The 16579-nt window shown below is 59.9% G+C and carries 12 protein-coding genes; 4 read left to right on the top strand and 8 right to left on the bottom strand.

The features are described 5' to 3' along the window. The first annotated feature begins 109 nt into the window (after positions 1-109). The gene (locus ACOFKT_RS01290; protein WP_419805636.1) at positions 110-1126 is read left to right on the top strand and encodes a hypothetical protein; all 1017 of its coding nucleotides are present in this window, start codon (positions 110-112) and stop codon (positions 1124-1126) included. Between the two features lie 127 nt (positions 1127-1253). Beyond that, entirely contained in the window at positions 1254-1400 is a 147-nt protein-coding gene (locus tag ACOFKT_RS01285; protein WP_419805635.1) for a hypothetical protein, read from the top strand. Between the two features lie 7 nt (positions 1401-1407). On the opposite strand, the gene ACOFKT_RS01280 is transcribed toward ACOFKT_RS01285, so the two are convergent. The 7 genes from ACOFKT_RS01280 to rplA form a co-directional block, all read right to left on the bottom strand. Continuing rightward, positions 1408-1833: a type II toxin-antitoxin system VapC family toxin gene (locus tag ACOFKT_RS01280; RefSeq protein WP_419805634.1), complete on the bottom strand. Its 426-nt coding sequence runs from the start codon at positions 1831-1833 to the stop codon at positions 1408-1410. Beyond that, the gene (locus tag ACOFKT_RS01275) at positions 1830-2090 is read right to left on the bottom strand and encodes a type II toxin-antitoxin system Phd/YefM family antitoxin (RefSeq protein ID WP_419805633.1); all 261 of its coding nucleotides are present in this window, start codon (positions 2088-2090) and stop codon (positions 1830-1832) included. Before ACOFKT_RS01275 ends, ACOFKT_RS01280 begins: the two co-directional genes overlap by 4 nt. Before the next feature lie 313 nt (positions 2091-2403). Beyond that, on the bottom strand, positions 2404-6597 hold the full coding sequence (gene rpoC, locus ACOFKT_RS01270) for a DNA-directed RNA polymerase subunit beta' (protein ID WP_419805632.1): 4194 nt from the start codon (positions 6595-6597) through the stop codon (positions 2404-2406). A gap of 147 nt (positions 6598-6744) precedes the next feature. After that, positions 6745-11217, bottom strand: a complete 4473-nt coding sequence (rpoB, locus tag ACOFKT_RS01265; protein ID WP_419805631.1) for a DNA-directed RNA polymerase subunit beta — start codon at positions 11215-11217, stop codon at positions 6745-6747. A gap of 684 nt (positions 11218-11901) precedes the next feature. Continuing rightward, entirely contained in the window at positions 11902-12279 is a 378-nt protein-coding gene (rplL, locus tag ACOFKT_RS01260) for a 50S ribosomal protein L7/L12 (protein ID WP_419805630.1), read from the bottom strand. A gap of 187 nt (positions 12280-12466) precedes the next feature. Then, positions 12467-13183, bottom strand: coding sequence for a 50S ribosomal protein L10 (gene rplJ / locus ACOFKT_RS01255; protein ID WP_419805629.1), 717 nt, complete (start codon positions 13181-13183; stop codon positions 12467-12469). 99 nt (positions 13184-13282) lie between these two features. Next, positions 13283-13993, bottom strand: a complete 711-nt coding sequence (gene rplA / locus ACOFKT_RS01250) for a 50S ribosomal protein L1 (RefSeq protein ID WP_419805628.1) — start codon at positions 13991-13993, stop codon at positions 13283-13285. A 509-nt stretch (positions 13994-14502) separates the two neighbouring features. Between rplA and tcmP the strand changes: the two genes are divergently transcribed. Beyond that, on the top strand, positions 14503-15321 hold the full coding sequence (gene tcmP, locus ACOFKT_RS01245) for a three-Cys-motif partner protein TcmP (RefSeq protein WP_419805627.1): 819 nt from the start codon (positions 14503-14505) through the stop codon (positions 15319-15321). Between the two features lie 8 nt (positions 15322-15329). Continuing rightward, positions 15330-16058 (top strand): DUF5131 family protein, encoded by a 729-nt coding sequence (locus ACOFKT_RS01240; RefSeq protein WP_419805626.1) that lies wholly within the window; start codon positions 15330-15332, stop codon positions 16056-16058. A gap of 24 nt (positions 16059-16082) precedes the next feature. Here the strand turns inward: ACOFKT_RS01240 and ACOFKT_RS01235 are convergent, their stop codons facing one another. Further along, positions 16083-16475: an alpha/beta fold hydrolase gene (locus tag ACOFKT_RS01235; protein WP_419807072.1), complete on the bottom strand. Its 393-nt coding sequence runs from the start codon at positions 16473-16475 to the stop codon at positions 16083-16085. Between the last annotated feature and the right edge of the window lie 104 nt (positions 16476-16579).

Raw genomic sequence — 16579 nt, 5'->3', positions numbered from 1 at the left:
GTTCGCGCTTCGCACGAATGGGACCCCACCTTTCGCGCAAACTCACGAATAAGTCATACTCATTCAGCCCTCCGGAAGCTGGGGCGTACTTCTGCTTGAGTGAGGATAAATGGCTGACTACGAATTAACTAAATACTTCAGAGAACAAGCTGTGATGGTTGCGCAAATAGACGGCCAGCGCTTTTCACGTGCTGATCTCGGAAAATTAGCAATGCCGCAGATCAAGGAGCACCTCGAAGAAATCAGTCGGCAGATGAAGGCCTTTGTCCCTCACGCGGATGCCGCAGGTAATGCACTTCTGCGGGAAGCTAAGAGCCGTTATCAGGCCTACTTAGATTTGACCGGACAAATAGGTAACATGGCAATCCCTGAGTTCTCAAATCAACATCAGGGCCTTGAGCGCAACCTTGAAGAGAGTTGGGGCAGAATAATGGAAATCTGGCCCTTGCTCGCCGTGATTGTGGCGGACAGATCCGGATTACTTTGGAACTCTGCGACCCTACAGAACGATTTAGAAGCTAGCTCCCAAAGAAGTTTGGCAGAGATCCGTGAAGTCGGAGCCGCGATTATTGATGATGCAAAGAAGCTAGCGGCAAGTATCGAGGCTGGTGCTCGCAAAACAGCGACTGGTATTTCAGTAGTTGCGGCGCAAATTGAATTCAACGCAGCGCAGCGTGTGCTCAGACGTAAGGCGACCTGGTGGGCCATTCTTTCTGCGCTCTCGTTCGCAGCTTTCTTCGCATTTGCCTTTTTTCTTTACAACAAGCCACTTGGGTCCGCGATCATGGACAAATCTCAGATGGTTCCTGAGCTTATCTTTCATGGCATTCTGCGGATTACTATTCTCACCGGCATCGGAGCGCTTGCGACATTCATGCTGAGAATGACGAGAGCGCACTTCCACATGCTTGAATACAACGCTCACAGAACTCGGGTTGCTAATAGCATGTCTGCTTTCGTTGAGGCTGCTAGCACAGACGATCAGAGAGATCTTATCCTCGGCAAGCTGGTGACAGCGGTAGTTGAATTCGGCGATTCGGGCATCTTGGACAAAGAGAAGGACAACGTTAATGTGCCAAGTGTTGCGATTGACGCGTTGACAAAGAACTTCGGCCCATCGAAGTAGCAGTCTCTCCACAGAAGGGGCGGACTCGATTGAGTCCACCCCTTCTGTTTGGTGAAACCCACCTTAGCTTCGCGAAGGTGGGGCCCTGCCGTTTGGTTTTGCGCCGTAGGCGCGTCCGCTGCATGCAATGCTACTCGGCGGCGAGTTCTTCCTGTTCGCCTTCCATGCGCATGGCTTCGAGTTCGCGTTCCTCGGCGTCGTGGGCTTCCTGAGCTTCGGCCTGGATCTTGGCTGCCGCTTCTTCGAGCTCTGGGAGAGCTGGACGTTGCGGTAGTGACCAGTCAAACGGCGTGCGGGTCGTGCCAAGTGCGCAGGTAGGACCACATAGTGTCTACTTCGTAATCAGATTCACGGATGGTGGCATCTGCGGTGACAAGCACGGCGCGCTCAATTTGAGCCTGCGCAATTAGCAAGCGGTCGAAGGGGTCGGCGTGCAGTTGCGGCAACTGCACGGAGGCAAGGATGTGCTCGCGCGTGAGCGGAAGCGGCGTTGCTGCAAGATCCTCCAGGCGAGTCAAGAAATTCTGGAGGTTGGCCGTGTACTCGAGCTTGCCTTTCTGGAGCTTGAGGGTAATTTCCAAGAGTGAGACGTCGCTGATAAGGCGCTCGTATTCTAGTGTCGCAAGCAGTTCCGCTGCGCGCGAGTGCACCCGTTCCGGCTGGTAAATGAGCCAGAGGACGATGTTGGAATCGAGCAGTAGCTTCACTCTCCCATCCGCGAGGTGAGCGGGCGATTGAGCATCACGTCTTCGAGTTCTTTGTCCATCTGGCGCCATTCCTCGTCGGAGGGCACGCGGATTTCACCGCGACCGGTGCCGAACTTAGGGACGCGACCTGCTGCGGGCATTGTGATGATTTTCGCCGTGGGCCGGCCTTCGCGGAAAATTTTGATTTCTTCACCGCGGTCGGCGGATTCGAGGAGTTCTTCGAGGTGTTCCTGCGCGTATTGGGCGGTGACAATCATACCGCTAGGTTAGCTTTGCGAGCCAGGAAAGGAAAGCAGGTTTCCGTGCAAGCACCAAATCCACTCCGCAGGACGATGAAGCTGTCCTGCTCCGGTCGAAATGACAGAATCTTTGCAGGTGCAAGAGAGAGCGGATCCCTTCGCTTCGCTGCGGGATGACAAACAAAAGCCACTCACGAGAGAGGCAAACTCTTCGGCCTGCCCTACCCCGGCAAGGATTGGAAGCACAAAGGGGCGGACTCGGTTGAGTCCGCCCCTTTGTGCTTGTAGAACCCACCTTAGCTTCGCGAAGGGGGGCACCATTGGGTTGCGCCTACTCGGCGGCGAGTTCTTCTTGTTCGCCTTCCATGCGCATGGCTTCGAGTTCGCGTTCCTCGGCGTCGTGGGCTTCCTGGACCTCGGCCTGGATCTTGGCTGCCGCTTCTTCCAGCTCCGGAGAGAGCGAGACGTTGCGGTAGTATTCCATGCCGGTGCCGGCCGGGATGAGACGGCCCACGATGACGTTTTCCTTGAGGCCGCGGAGTGTGTCGACGGCGCCGTTGATGCTGGCCTCCGTAAGCACGCGGGTGGTCTCCTGGAAGCTGGCCGCCGAGATGAAGCTGTCGGTGGACAGGGACGCCTTGGTGATGCCGAGCAGCAGCGGACGACCGAGCGGCGGACGACCGTTTGCGTTGATCACGCGCTCACGTTCCGCGTTGTAGCGGAAGCGATCGACCTGCTGCTCCATAAGGAAGTTGGAGTCGCCGATCTCATCGATCTTGACCCAGCGCAGCATCTGACGAACGATCGTTTCGATGTGCTTGTCTGAGATCGCGACACCCTGGAGGCGGTAGACCTCCTGGATTTCGTTGACGAGATAGCGCTGCAGTTCCTGCTCACCGAGGACGGCGAGCACGTCGTGCGGGTTAAGCGGGCCGTCGAACAGCTTGTCGCCGGCGCGCAGCTTCTCACCTTCCTGCACGTTGACGTAGATGGAGCGGGGTACGGAGTACTCGCGCTCTTCGCCAGTGTCGGAGGTGACGTAGATCTTGCGCTGCCCCTTGACCACTTCGCCGAAGCGAACGACGCCGTCGATCTCTGCGATCGTGGCGGTTTCGCGCGGCTTACGTGCTTCGAAGAGTTCGACGACGCGCGGCAGACCGCCGGTGATGTCCTTGGTACGGGTGGACTCACGCGGGATCTTGGCGAGGATGTCGCCGGGGGCGACCTCTTCTCCGTCGGCGATCATGAGATACGCACGGCTGGGCATGAGGTAACGCTTTTTGGAGCCGTCGTTGCCGTTGACGAGCAGAGTCGGCTGACGCTTTTCGTCGGGGGCGTCGGCAACCACCAGGCGGCTGAGCCCGGTGACTTCGTCGACCTCTTCGTTGAGCGTGATGCCTTCCTGCAGGTCCTTGAACTGGATCGTGCCGCCGATCTCCGTGACGATGGAGTAGGTATACGGATCCCAGGAGCCGATGGTGGTGCCGATGTCAACATGCGCACCGTCTTCGACCAGCAGCTTGGCGCCGTAGACGATGGGGTAGCGCTCCTTCTCGCGGCCCTTGTCGTCGATGACGGCGACGGAGCCCGAGCGGTTCATGGCGACCAGGTTGCCGTCCTTGGCGCGAACGGTGTTCAGGTTGATGTAGCGCAGGGAGCCGGCGTTTTTGGCATCAAGGCGCGACTGGTCGGAGACGCGCGAAGCCGTGCCGCCGACGTGGAAGGTACGCATGGTGAGCTGGGTGCCGGGCTCGCCGATGGACTGCGCCGCGATAACACCGACGGCCTCGCCCATCTCGACCATCTTGCCGGAGCCCAGGTTGCGGCCGTAGCACAGCTTGCAAACGCCGCGCTTGGACTCGCAGGTGAGCACAGAACGGATCTTGACCTGCTCGATGCCGGCGGCCTGGATGTCGGTCGCCTGCGTCTCGTCGATCTCGTCGTTGATGTTGACGATGGTCTTGCCGTCGATGCCCTTGAGCTCTTCGCGCGTGACGCGGCCGATGATGCGGTCGCGCAGAGGCTCGATGATCTCGCCGGCTTCGATGATCGGCTTGACGAAGATGCCGTTGGTGGTACCGCAGTCGGACTCGGTGATGATGACGTCCTGCGCGACGTCGACCAGACGGCGGGTCAGGTAGCCGGAATCAGCGGTCTTCAGCGCGGTGTCGGCCAGACCCTTGCGGGCGCCGTGGGTCGAGATGAAGTACTCGAGCACGGTGAGACCCTCGCGGAAGTTGGCCTTGATGGGCGACTCGATGATTTCGCCGGACGGCTTCGCCATCAGTCCGCGCATACCGGAGAGCTGACGAATCTGCTGCTTCGAGCCACGGGCACCGGAGTCGGCCATGATGTAGATCGGGTTCATGGCGCCTTCCTTGTCAGCGCGCTTCATGTTGCCGAACATCTCGTCCGCCACCTTTTCGGTGACGGTCGACCACATCTGGATCACCTTGTTGTTGCGCTCGCCGTTGGTGATGGCGCCGTCGAGGTACTGCTGCTGAACGGCGACGACCTGCTTTTCTGCCTCGTGCACAACGGTGTACTTCGACTCCGGGATGACCATGTCGTCAAGGCCGACCGACAGGCCGGAACGGGTGGCGTAGTGGAAGCCGAGCTCCTTGATGCGGTCGAGGGCGTGCACCGTGATCTCAAGGCCGAGGTTGAGGTAGAGATAGTTGATGAGCTGGCCGATGCCCTTCTTCTTGAGCAGGCCGTTCACGTAGGGCATGCCCTCTGGCAGCGCATCGTTCAGGATGGCGCGGCCGACCGTGGTGTTGATGAACTGCTTGTTGTACTCAACAACCTCGGTGTGGGTGATGTCCTGATCGTCATAGGACGAGGTCAGATCAAGCACGGGGCCGGTGTAGCGCAGGCGGATGGGCGACAGTGTTTCCACCTGCTTGGCTTCGAGGGCCATGACCACTTCGTCGATGTTGGCGAAGACACGGCCCTCACCCTTGGCATTCACCTTGGCCTTGGTCAGGTAGTACAGACCGAGCACCAGATCCTGGGTGGGCACGGTGATGGGCTGACCCGACGCGGGCGACAGGATATTGTGCGAAGCGAGCATGAGGACGGACGCTTCCACCTGCGCTTCAGGCGACAGGGGGATGTGAACGGCCATCTGGTCGCCGTCGAAGTCGGCGTTGAAAGCGGTGCAGACGAGCGGGTGAATCTTGATCGCCTTGCCTTCGACGAGCACGGGCTCAAACGCCTGGATACCGAGACGGTGCAGGGTTGGGGCGCGGTTCAGAAGGACCGGGTGGTCCTTGATGACCTCTTCCAGGATGTCCCAGACGATGGGCTCCTGCAGTTCCACCATTTCCTTAGCCTGCTTGATGGTGGTGCAGTGGCCGGTCTGTTCCAGGCGGTGATAGATGAACGGCTTGAAGAGCTCGAGCGCCATCTTCTTGGGCAGGCCGCACTGGTGCAGCTTCAGTTCCGGACCGACGACGATGACGGAACGGCCCGAGTAATCAACGCGCTTGCCGAGCAGGTTCTGGCGGAAGCGGCCCTGCTTGCCCTTCAGGGTGTCAGAGAGCGACTTGAGTGGACGGTTGTTCGCACCGCGCAGAACGCGACCGCGACGGCCGTTGTCAAATAAGGCGTCAACCGCTTCCTGAAGCATGCGCTTCTCGTTGCGCACGATGACTTCGGGCGCGTGGAGATCCATGAGCTTCTTGAGGCGGTTGTTGCGGTTGATAACGCGGCGGTACAGGTCGTTCAGATCGGACGTGGCGAAGCGGCCGCCATCGAGTGGCACCAGCGGGCGAAGCTCAGGCGGGATCACGGGGATCACGTCGAGGATCATCCATTGGGGCTTGTTGTCGGAGCGCCGGAACGCCTCCACAACCTTGAGGCGCTTGGCGTACTTCAGCTTCTTCTGAAGGCTCTGCTCAACTTTCATCTTCTCGCGCATCTCGATGGCGAGCTCGTCGACTTCCACGCGCTTGAGCAGTTCCTTGATCGCTTCGGCGCCCATCATGGCGCGGAAGCCGGAGGGGCGGTACTGCTGGTCGAGTTCGCGGAACTTGGACTCGTCCTTGATGATCTCGCGCTCCTTGACGGGCGCGTCGCCTGGATCGATCACGACGTAGGACTCGAAGTAGAGGACGGCTTCGAGCTCGCGCAGCGAGATGTCGAGCAGGTGGCCGATGCGCGACGGCAGGCCCTTGAAGAACCAGACGTGCGAGCACGGCGACGCGAGCTCGATGTGGCCGAGGCGCTCACGACGAACCTTGCTGAGCGTGACTTCGACGCCGCACTTGTCGCAGATGACGCCGCGATGCTTCATGCGCTTGTACTTGCCGCAGAGGCATTCCCAGTCGGTGATGGGTCCAAAGATGCGGGCGCAGAACAGGCCGTCGCGCTCCGGCTTAAAGGTGCGGTAGTTAATCGTTTCCGGCTTCGTCACTTCACCATGCGACCAGGAGCGGATCTTCTCTGGCGACGCGAGCGAGATGCGGATGGAATCGAAGTCGGTGATGGGACCGGACATTTCGAAGGGGCTGGAACGGAACATGCTGTTTGTCTCCAGTGCGGGTTTGCGTTGGCCCGCTGGTTGGTCGTGCTGTTCGCGATCACTCCGGGCGGATCGCATGCCCTTGGTCTTACAAAGCTTCGCAGGCTAATCGAGGACCGGTGTTGTACCGGCCCTCAATTCCCGGCGTTAGTCGGCGGCTGCGGCGATCGGCATCGTCGGAATCTTGTTCAGCTCTTCCTGCTTTACAAGCTCCACGTCGAGGCAGAGGGACTGCAGCTCACGAATGAGCACGTTGAACGACTCGGGCACGCCGGGCTCGATCGCCGCCTCGCCCTTGACGATGGCCTCGTAGATTTTGGTACGGCCAAACACGTCGTCGGACTTCGCGGTGAGCAGCTCCTGCAGGATGTAGGCCGCGCCGTATGCTTCCAGCGCCCACACTTCCATTTCGCCGAAACGCTGGCCACCGAACTGCGCCTTGCCACCCAGCGGCTGCTGCGTGATGAGCGAGTATGGTCCGATCGAACGAGCGTGGATCTTGTCGTCGACCAGGTGGCTGAGCTTCAGCATGTAGATGTAGCCAACCGTCGCTGGCTGCTCGAACGCGTCGCCGGTCATGCCGTCGAAGAGCTCGGTCTTGCCGGAGGAGGGCAGACCCGCCGAGGCGAGCAGCGCCTTGATCTCCGACTCGCGGGCGCCGTCAAACACAGCCGTACCGAACCAGATGCCACGCTTCATGCCCTTGGCCACGCGCACGGTCGTCTCGTCGTCCAGTTCGAGGAGCTGGTTCAAAGCGGCCGTGCCCTGGAAACGCGCCTTGAAGATCTCGCGAACTTCATTGGCGCTCTCGGCCTGCGCGGCAAGCTCGGCGATCTTTTCGCCCAGCTCATGCGCGGCCCAGCCCAGGTGCGTTTCCAGAATCTGACCGACGTTCATACGCGACGGCACACCCAGCGGGTTCAGGACGATTTCCACCGGCTTGCCATCGGGCAGGTACGGCATGTCTTCCTCTGGCAGGATGCGGGCGATAACGCCCTTGTTGCCGTGACGGCCGGCCATCTTGTCGCCCACGGAAAGCTTGCGCTTCATGGCGATGTAGACCTTGACCATCTTGATCACGCCCGGGGAAAGCTCGTCGCCCTTCTGCAGCTTGGAGATCTTCTCGTTGGTGATCTTGCGGAGCACGTCGATCTGGCGCGAGGTCATCTCCTCGATCTCATCGATCTGCTCGTTCACGCGCGGGTCCTTGTCCGCGTAGCGAATCCGCTTCAGGTTGCGCGTGGAGATGAGCTCGATCATGTCGCGGTCGAGGTTGTCGCCCTTTTCGAGCAGCTTCTTGTTGGTGCGCTCGTCGTGGAGGTCGGCCTGGACTTCCTTACCGCCCAGGATGGCTTCGAGCCGCTTCAGGCGCTCGTCGGTCAGAATGCGGATTTCGTCAGCCAGGTTCTTCTCCAGCTTTTCGATCTGCTCCTGCTCGATCGACTTGGCGCGTTCGTCCTTTTCCTGGCCCTTGCGGCTGAAGATGCGGACGTCGACGACCGTACCCTCGATGCCCGGGGGGCAGCTGAGTGAAGCATCGCGCACATCGCCGGCCTTTTCACCGAAAATGGCGCGCAGCAGCTTTTCTTCCGGCGTCAGCTGGGTTTCGCCCTTGGGCGTCACCTTGCCGACCAGGATGTCGTTATGCCCGACCTTGGCGCCAATGCGGATGATGCCCGACTCGTCCAGGTCACGCAGGGCGTGCTCGGAGACGTTGGGAATATCGCGTGTGATCTCTTCCGGTCCCAGCTTCGTATCGCGCGCTTCGATCTCGAACTCCTCGATGTGAATCGAGGTGTAGTAGTCCTCGCGGACCAGCTTTTCCGAGATCAGGATCGCGTCCTCAAAGTTGTAACCGCGCCACGGCATAAAGGCCACCAGGACGTTGCGGCCCAAGCCGAGTTCGCCCTGCTCCGTGCACGGACCATCCGCAATCACCTGGCCCTTGAGCACGCGGTCACCCTTGCGCACAATCGGCTTCTGGTTGATGCAGGTGTTCTGGTTGGAGCGCTTGAACTTGGTGAGCTGGTAGATGTCGGAACCGACCTCACGCGACAGCTGCGTGGGGTGGTGCTCGCCTTCGACGCGCACGATGATGCGTTCGGAGTCAACCGAGTCAATGATGCCGTTGCGGCGGGCCAGAATGACGGCGCCCGAGTCGCGGGCGGTGACGCCTTCCATGCCGGTGCCGACGAACGGCGCTTCCGCGACCAGCAGAGGCACGGACTGCCGCTGCATGTTCGCGCCCATCAGAGCGCGGTTCGCGTCGTCATGCTCAAGGAACGGCACGAGCGATGCGGCCACGGAGACGAGCTGCTTCGGCGAAACGTCGATGTAGTCGACCTCGGCCTGCGGGACGAGAACGAAGTTGCCCTGCTTCCGGGCGTTGACCAGGTCCTCGACCAGCTTGCCGTTTTCGTCGAGCTCGATGTTGGCCTGCGCGATGGTGTGACGGTCCTCTTCCCACGCGGAGAGATAGAAGGAGAACGGCTCAGTTTCGAGCACGCGCTTGCCCTCAGACGCGAGGCGCTGCTTGATCTCGTGCGACTCGTTGACCTCAATCGGATCACCCTGGCGCAGACCCGACTCGCCGGCGTTGGTGACGGCGACGTAGTCGACGACCTGGCCGTCCTTGACCTTGCGGTAAGGCGACTCGATGAAGCCGTACTCGTTGATGCGCGCGAAGCACGACAGCGAGCTGATCAGGCCGATATTCGGGCCTTCCGGCGTTTCGATCGGGCAGATGCGGCCGTAGTGGGTGGGGTGCACGTCGCGGACTTCGAAGCCTGCGCGCTCACGCGACAAGCCGCCCGGCCCAAGCGCGGAGAGACGACGCTTGTGCGTGATCTCCGAGAGCGGGTTGGTCTGGTCCATGAACTGCGACAGCTGCGAGGATCCGAAGAACTCGCGGATGGCGGCCATGACCGGCTTGGCGTTGATAAGGTCGTGCGGCATGGCCGTCGACATCTCCTGGTACACCGACATCTTTTCCTTGATCGCGCGCTCCATGCGAACCAGGCCGATGCGGAACTGGTTTTCCATGAGCTCACCAACCGCGCGAACGCGGCGGTTGCCAAGGTGATCGATGTCGTCGACCAGGCCGATGTTGCGGCGAAGCTTCAGGAGGTATCGGATGGTGCCGTAGAAGTCTTCCGGCGAGAGCGTGCGCTTGTCGAGCTCGGTCGCGTTCTGGTTCTCGTACAGCTTGATGTTGAACTTGAGACGGCCCACCCGCGAGAAGTCGTACTTGCGCGGATCGAAGAACATGCCTTCAAACAGCGCGGTCGCGGTGTCCAGCGTCGGCGGGTCGCCCGGCCGCAGCTTGCGGTAGATCTCGATCAGCGCCTCTTCCGGCTTGCGCACGGAGTCACGCTTCAGGGTATTGGTGATGATGTTGCCGACGTCGTCCTTTTCGGGAAAGAAGACTTCCACGGTGGTCGCGCCCGACTGCAGCGTCTTGTGCAGCTTGTCGGTCGTGGCCTCCTGATTGGCCTCGTAAAGCAGCTCGCCGGTGGAGAGGTCGACTACATCGGCGGCGAAAATGGCGCCGTCGAGGTTGGAGGGGTCAACTTCCACTTCGGTAATGCCGGCGGTACGCATCTTTGCAAGCAGCGACGGGGAAATCTTGCGGCCGGAGGCCACGATCTCGGTGCCGTCGGCAGCATTGATCGCCTGCTGCGGCTTGACGCCGAGGATGTTGGTGATCTTCTCATCCGCTGAGACGTTCCAGAACATCTTGCCGTCGCGCAGCGTGATGGTGTCGGCGGTGTAGAAGGTCTTGAGGATCTCCTCGTCCGTGCGCAGGCCGAGCGCGCGCAGGAAGATGGTGCCGAGAAACTTGCGCTTGCGGTCGATGCGGACGTAGAGGGTGTTCTTCTGGTCGTATTCGAACTCGACCCAGCTGCCGCGGTACGGGATGATCTTGCCGAGAAAGTAGGTGCGGTTGTTCGCCGTCTCGAAGAAGACGCCGGGCGAGCGGTGCAGCTGCGAAACAATAACGCGTTCCGTCCCGTTCACGATGAACGTGCCGTTGGCGCTCATGAGCGGGATGTCGCCAAAGAAGACTTCCTGCTCTTTCATGTCGCGCAGGGTCTTGATGCCGGTCTCCGGGTCCTTGTCATAAATCTTCAGGCGAATCGTGACCTTAAGCGGGGCGGAATAGGTCATGCCGCGCTCTTCGCACTCGGCCTGGTCATACTTCAGCTGCAGGCCCACCGGGTCACCGCACTTGGTGCAGAAGTCAGGCGTGTTCTTGTTGTACGTACCGCAGAAGTGGCAGAGCACATCACCAGGGTGGAATGGATCGGTGATGACCATATGCCCACAGTTGGAGCAGGCGGTGCGAAGGTGGTTCAGCCCCTTCAGGTAGCCGCACTTGCACTCCCAGTTGCCGATGGAATAATCGACAAACTCGAGTTCCGACACGTTGCGGAAGTCGGTGATGGGAAAGACGGAGGTAAAGACCGACTGCAGTCCGTTGTCCTCGCGCTCCTGGGGGAGCTTATCCATCTGAAGGAAGCGCTCGTACGAGCGGCGCTGCACTTCGATGAGGTTCGGGATCTGGATGGCGGTTGGGATCTTCGAGAAGTCGAGCCGGCTGCGCAGTGCGCGGATTGCCATGCTGTTTTCCATGTAGTCTGCTGCTCCCTTGTGTGTTCCTGCCGAGACCTCTTTCCACAGAGCGCGTCGCATCTATCTGCAACGAGCCGGTGGTCGGAGTCCGAAGCGGCTTGCGCTGCCTCGTGGAAGTGGTTGTCGCGCCTGTTCCGCAGAAACCTGCCTCGGTGAGGGTTTCTGCCGCGCGTTGGGAACCGGATGACCCGGCGGTGTGAAGATAGAACGAAACTTGGAGTGAAACGAGGCCGGCTAGAAAGCCGGAGGTGCCGAACGGCTCCGGGAGAAGCTTCGATTCGACTGCGCGAGAGACGCGAAGACGCCCACGGGGACAGAAATGTCCGTGAGCGCAATGTTCGACTTTTGCACTGGTGCGTAGTTTGTCAGAATCTCTGCCGCCTACCGGACCCTGCGTGGCCCGGAACCGCTGCCGCTGGTGTTGCTGTGAGCACAAACAGGTTCCCGCCGCCCGGAATCTGTTGTGGCCGGCCCGTGGTGGACCGGAAATCTCTAACTCTTCTGAAGGAAAGCTGCCGCAGCGACGTTACGCAGTGCCACGCTGAACGGTTTGCGCCCAAAGAAGAATGTACGCTCTTTGCCAGAAGAAGGCAAGAGTACGCCGCGTCGTCAACATACGACACAACACGACATGGCGGCTCCCGGTCGAAACCGGGAACAGCCAGGCCGGGGTTACTTGATTTCGACTGTTGCGACGCCGTCGAACTTCTTGGCAATCGCAGCTGCGTCGTCCTTGGAGATGTTCTCCTTCAAGGGCTTCGGAGCGCCGTCAACCAGGTCCTTGGCTTCCTTCAAGCCCAGGGCGGTGACTTCGCGGACAGCCTTAATGGTGTTGATCTTGTTCGCGCCGGCATCCTTCAGAATGACGGTGAACTCGGTCTTCTCTTCGACCGGCGCGGCCGCTGCTGCGCCGCCGCCTGCCGGTGCGGCCGCAACGGTGGCTGCCGCGGCCGAGACGCCGAGGCGCTCTTCCAGCTTCTTGACGAGCTCCGAGGCCTCAAGCAGGCTCAGGCTTACGATCTGGTCTTCCAACTGCTGCAGGTCTGCCATGATGTTTCTCCGTGTGATCTAGATCTTGGTGGTGCAGCTCCGGTCGTCTGGAGCGAAAGCCTCGGTGGTTTGAGGCGGTGCTGCGATTTGCGTCTCCGGAGCGTTATCCTGCACCGGCTGCCCTGCCCTTGCGGAGTTTCCGATGCGCCCAGACTGCGCACTCCGAAAAGATGGAGCGAAACTTGGGTTAGCCCTCGACTGGAGCCTCGGTCGCGGCGGCGCCAGCCTGGTTTGCATCGCCAGACTCGGGCTGCGCCGGATCGGCGTCGGTGGAGGTGGAAGCCTCAGCGGCCGGAGCCGCTTCTGCAACCGGTGTCGCTTCTGTAGCCGTAGCGGACTCTGCAGCCGGTGTGGATTCCGCGACCGGTGCGGCCGCGCCCGCGAACTTGTTACCCTGCACGGCCTGATCGATCACCACAGCCATGTTGCGGCCGGTGGCGTTCATAACGGTTGCGAGGCGAGTCGCCGGGGCATTGATCAGGAACAGCAGCTTCGAGAACAGCTCTTCCTTGCCCGGCAGGGTCGCCAGGTTGTTGATCTCTGCAACGTTGATCACCTTGCCGTCGACAATGCCCAGCTTGAAGGTGAACTGCGCATTATCCTTGACCCAGGTGGACAGGGCCTTCGCGAGCGCGACCGGGTCGCCGGAGGTGTAGGCGATCGAGCTGACGCCCTTGAGGCCGCCGAGCGCCTCTTCGATCCTGGTGCCGGCACCGGCCTTCGGAGCGAGCTTGTTCTTGAGCACCTGATACCGCCCGCCCGCTTCGCGGATCGTCTTGCGCAGCTCGAAGTCCTTCAAGGCAGTCATGGCGGTAAAGGTGCCGATGATGGCGGACGTCGCCGTTTCCAGGTTGGACGCGAGTGCCGCGACCTTTAAGTTCTTTTGCTGCTTGGTCAATGCCATTGGAATTCAATCCTTCGCTGGCGGGCCTCGCCGAAACTTTGCCCTGCCGAAACTTGGCCGACACGCTGCATTGGCAGGTGACGGCGAAAACGGAAGCGCTTACGCCTTGCCTGCGACGTCGACGACAGCCTGGTCGATCTCGATGCCGGGCCCCATGGTGGAGGACATGTAAATGCCCTTCACATACTTGCCCTTGGCAGCGGCTGGCTTGGCCTTGACCACGCTGGTGATCACGGTCATGGCATTGTCGATCAACTTCTGCGGCTCAAACGAGCTCTTGCCCACGGGTACGTGGACGAGGGCGGTCTTGTCGGCGCGGAACTCGACCTTACCGGCCTTGATTTCCTTCACGGCGGCGGCGACGTCGGTGGTGACCGTGCCGGTCTTCGGGTTCGGCATCAGACCGCGGGGGCCGAGCACCTTGCCGAGGCGGCCGATCGAACGCATCATGTCGGGCGTGGCGATCAGGGCGTCGAAGTCCGTCCAGGACTCCTTCTGGATGCGCTCGACGAGTTCTTCTCCGCCCACAATGTCCGCGCCCGCTTCCTGCGCGATGCGCTGGTTCTCAGCAGTGGAGATGACGGCGACCGTCTTGGTCTTGCCCAGGCCGTGCGGCAGGATGACCGTGCCGCGGACCATCTGGTCGGCGTGGCGGGTATCCACGCCCAGGCGCAGCGTCAGGTCGACGTTTTCGTCGAACTTCGCAAACTTGACCTTCTGGATGAGGGGAACCGCGTCGTTCAGCAAATAGGGGCGGGGCTCAACCGCCGCGCGCGCCTTTGCCAGATTCTTCGAGATCTTGCGTGCCATGTTGACTCTTTCTTCGGGGCTTCTTGCGAAAACCCGATACAGGCGCCCTTGCGAGAGCCCAGGTCTCCCACCGCCGGAACCATTGGACAAAGTGGGCTGATGGTTACTTCTAGCCCAGCGGGCATGCCTCGCGTTGGCTTTGTGGTTCCCGGCATGTGCCGGAAGCCTCACTCAACGAGGGCCCCGCCCTTTGTCACGCAGCGCGACTTTCGCGCTGAACCCGCCCCGAATTGCGATTACTCAACTGCTGCGAGGGACGAGCCGTTCGGCCGTGGTGTTTTGACGCAATCCATACCCTGACGAGTGCCGGACTGCAATGGCTTCGAGGACCGGCGGGTCAGAAACACGCACGGAAGCCCGAAACACTCTCTGTAGTATGCAGGAAACTTGAGCGGAGCGCAAGCTGGAGCGGATGAATGGATCCCCGCAGCAGAGTCCGTCCTAGCTTCACAAGCGTAACTTTTCATTTTCGCCTTTTCTTCTCAATCTTCTTGCACTACATTTGAGGCATGTACGACAGGATTAAGACTTCAGACGACGGTTTGGAAACGAACGAAGTAGGCGCGTGGTCGTATGACAAATACGCGCTTATAGAAATGTACATGTCGATCTTCTCCCGCTCTATGAATGGTAAGTGGACGACCTGCTTCATCGATCTCTATTCCGGTGCTGGGCTGAGCCGCGTCAAGAACACGAACGACTTCTTAAAAGGCTCTCCGCTGCTTGCGCTCGATGTTACAGTTCCCTTTTCTCGCTACATCTTCTGTGAGGAAGCTGGTGCGAAGTTCGAGGCTCTTTCCAAGCGCGTTCAGGGACGCTCAAACGTAACCCTGGTGGCAGGAGATTGCAATGCAAGCGTAGCCGCAATCGTTCGAGCGACTCCAACAGATGCGCTCTCGTTGTGTTTTGTCGACCCGTACGACCTGAGCATAAATATGGAGACGCTTCGAGCTATCGCGAAGCATGGCAAGACCGATTTCCTTTGTCTTATCGCTTCGGGAATGGATGCTAAGCGCAACGTTACTAATTACGAGAAGCCCTTGTCGCTGAAGGTTGAGCGCTTTCTTGGCCGAAGTGACTGGCGTACACAGTGGGAAGCCGCGAAAGCTCGCAGAGAGGAGTTCGATGACTTCTTGGCTGCCGAGTTTGCAAGAGGTATGGAAGGACTTGGATACCTTCCGACTCCTAGACACCAGTTGAAACGCATGGTCAATGAAAAGCGCGCGACCCTTTATCACCTAGCACTCTTCTCAAAGAGTCCCTTAGCCTTCAAGTTCTGGAGCGAGGTTCTCAAGTATTCGTCCCCCAACCGCGGCTTGTTCGATTAGGAGAAGAAATGTCAATCGGTTCAACAATTGAGTGGACAGATGCGACTTGGAATCCGGTACGCGGCTGCACGAAAATCAGTGCTGGTTGCAAAAACTGCTACGCAGAGCGGTTTTCAGAGCGCTTTAGGGGTGTACCGGGACACCCCTTCGAACAAGGGTTCGAAATTAGAGTCGTTCGTGAAAAGCTGCAGGAGCCGCTCAAATGGCGTAGGCCGTTAAGAGTTTTTGTTAATTCGATGAGTGATCTTTTTCACGATCAGATCGCGGACAGCTACATCAGAGAAGTATGTGACACCATGCTCGCTGCACACTGGCACACTTTTCAGGTGCTAACGAAGCGCGGTGAGCGACTTGAAGAGCTTCTTCAATCAAAGTTAAGGGATGCAGCAGACGCTAAGCACATTTGGTGGGGAGTCAGCGTCGAAAACAAACGTGATGGACTGCCTCGAATCGAACATTTGAGGCGCGCCTCACCAGCAGTCTCATTTCTTTCGATTGAACCCCTTCTGGAAGATCTCGGAGAGGTTGACTTGACTGGAGTCAATTGGGTGATCGTCGGTGGCGAAAGCGGACCTCGGTCAAGACCAATGGAGAAAAAATGGGTCGCTTCACTCAGAGATCAGTGTGAGTCAGTATCTGTTCCTTTTTTCTTCAAACAATGGGGTGGCACCCGAAAACACCGGACAGGACGTAAACTCGACGGCAACACCTACGACGCCTTTCCTGTACTGCAGTAGTTGCAGAGCTCACACTCGGCCCCCTCAACACTGTTTCAGAAATGACTTGACCGCGTCGATCAGTTCGCCCCGCTTGTTGGAGTAAGGGTGGTCGGTGTCGAAATGCTCCGTGGTGACGTGGGTGTCGCCAGCTGCTTTCAGAGCGGCGGCCATGGGTGCGGCGAACTGGCCGGAGCCGTCGCTGGCCGTAACCAGCAGCACCGGGCGCGGTGCGATCGCCGGGGCGAGGTTGTCATCGCTGGCCAGCGCTTTGGCCTCGTCGGCCTCGCTGGGACGCGGAGCGCCGATGTTCCAGGCGGAGATCAGGACGGCGGCAGCGACTTTCGGATTGTGCGCGGCGGCGGATGCGGCCATAAAGCCGCCCATGCTGTGACCGATCACAACAACCCGGCTGGGGTCGATGTGGTACTCGGTGATGTTCTTCGGGTCCAGAACGCGCCAAGCAGGTGACTGCCGTGGCTGGGAACGAGCGGGTGTTTGAGTGCGGGCGGTGGATCGTTCCCGGTGGAGCGTGCTTGCGC

This window comes from Terriglobus sp. (genome assembly GCF_965201105.1).
GTDB lineage: Bacteria > Acidobacteriota > Terriglobia > Terriglobales > Acidobacteriaceae > Terriglobus.
The sequence above is the reverse complement of the archived record's forward strand: the minus strand, read 5'-3'. Positions and strand labels throughout refer to the sequence as shown.

What these genes read in the sequence shown, in the direction of transcription:
- ACOFKT_RS01290 (WP_419805636.1), top strand. Translation starts at nt 110, where the DNA reads ATGGCTGACTACGAATTAACTAAATACTTCAGAGAACAAGCTGTGATG.
- ACOFKT_RS01285 (WP_419805635.1), top strand. Translation starts at nt 1,254, where the DNA reads ATGCTACTCGGCGGCGAGTTCTTCCTGTTCGCCTTCCATGCGCATGGC.
- ACOFKT_RS01275 (WP_419805633.1), bottom strand. Translation starts at nt 2,090, where the DNA reads ATGATTGTCACCGCCCAATACGCGCAGGAACACCTCGAAGAACTCCTC.
- rpoC (WP_419805632.1), bottom strand. Translation starts at nt 6,597, where the DNA reads ATGTTCCGTTCCAGCCCCTTCGAAATGTCCGGTCCCATCACCGACTTC.
- rpoB (WP_419805631.1), bottom strand. Translation starts at nt 11,217, where the DNA reads ATGGCAATCCGCGCACTGCGCAGCCGGCTCGACTTCTCGAAGATCCCA.
- rplL (WP_419805630.1), bottom strand. Translation starts at nt 12,279, where the DNA reads ATGGCAGACCTGCAGCAGTTGGAAGACCAGATCGTAAGCCTGAGCCTG.
- rplJ (WP_419805629.1), bottom strand. Translation starts at nt 13,183, where the DNA reads ATGGCATTGACCAAGCAGCAAAAGAACTTAAAGGTCGCGGCACTCGCG.
- rplA (WP_419805628.1), bottom strand. Translation starts at nt 13,993, where the DNA reads ATGGCACGCAAGATCTCGAAGAATCTGGCAAAGGCGCGCGCGGCGGTT.
- tcmP (WP_419805627.1), top strand. Translation starts at nt 14,503, where the DNA reads ATGTACGACAGGATTAAGACTTCAGACGACGGTTTGGAAACGAACGAA.
- ACOFKT_RS01240 (WP_419805626.1), top strand. Translation starts at nt 15,330, where the DNA reads ATGTCAATCGGTTCAACAATTGAGTGGACAGATGCGACTTGGAATCCG.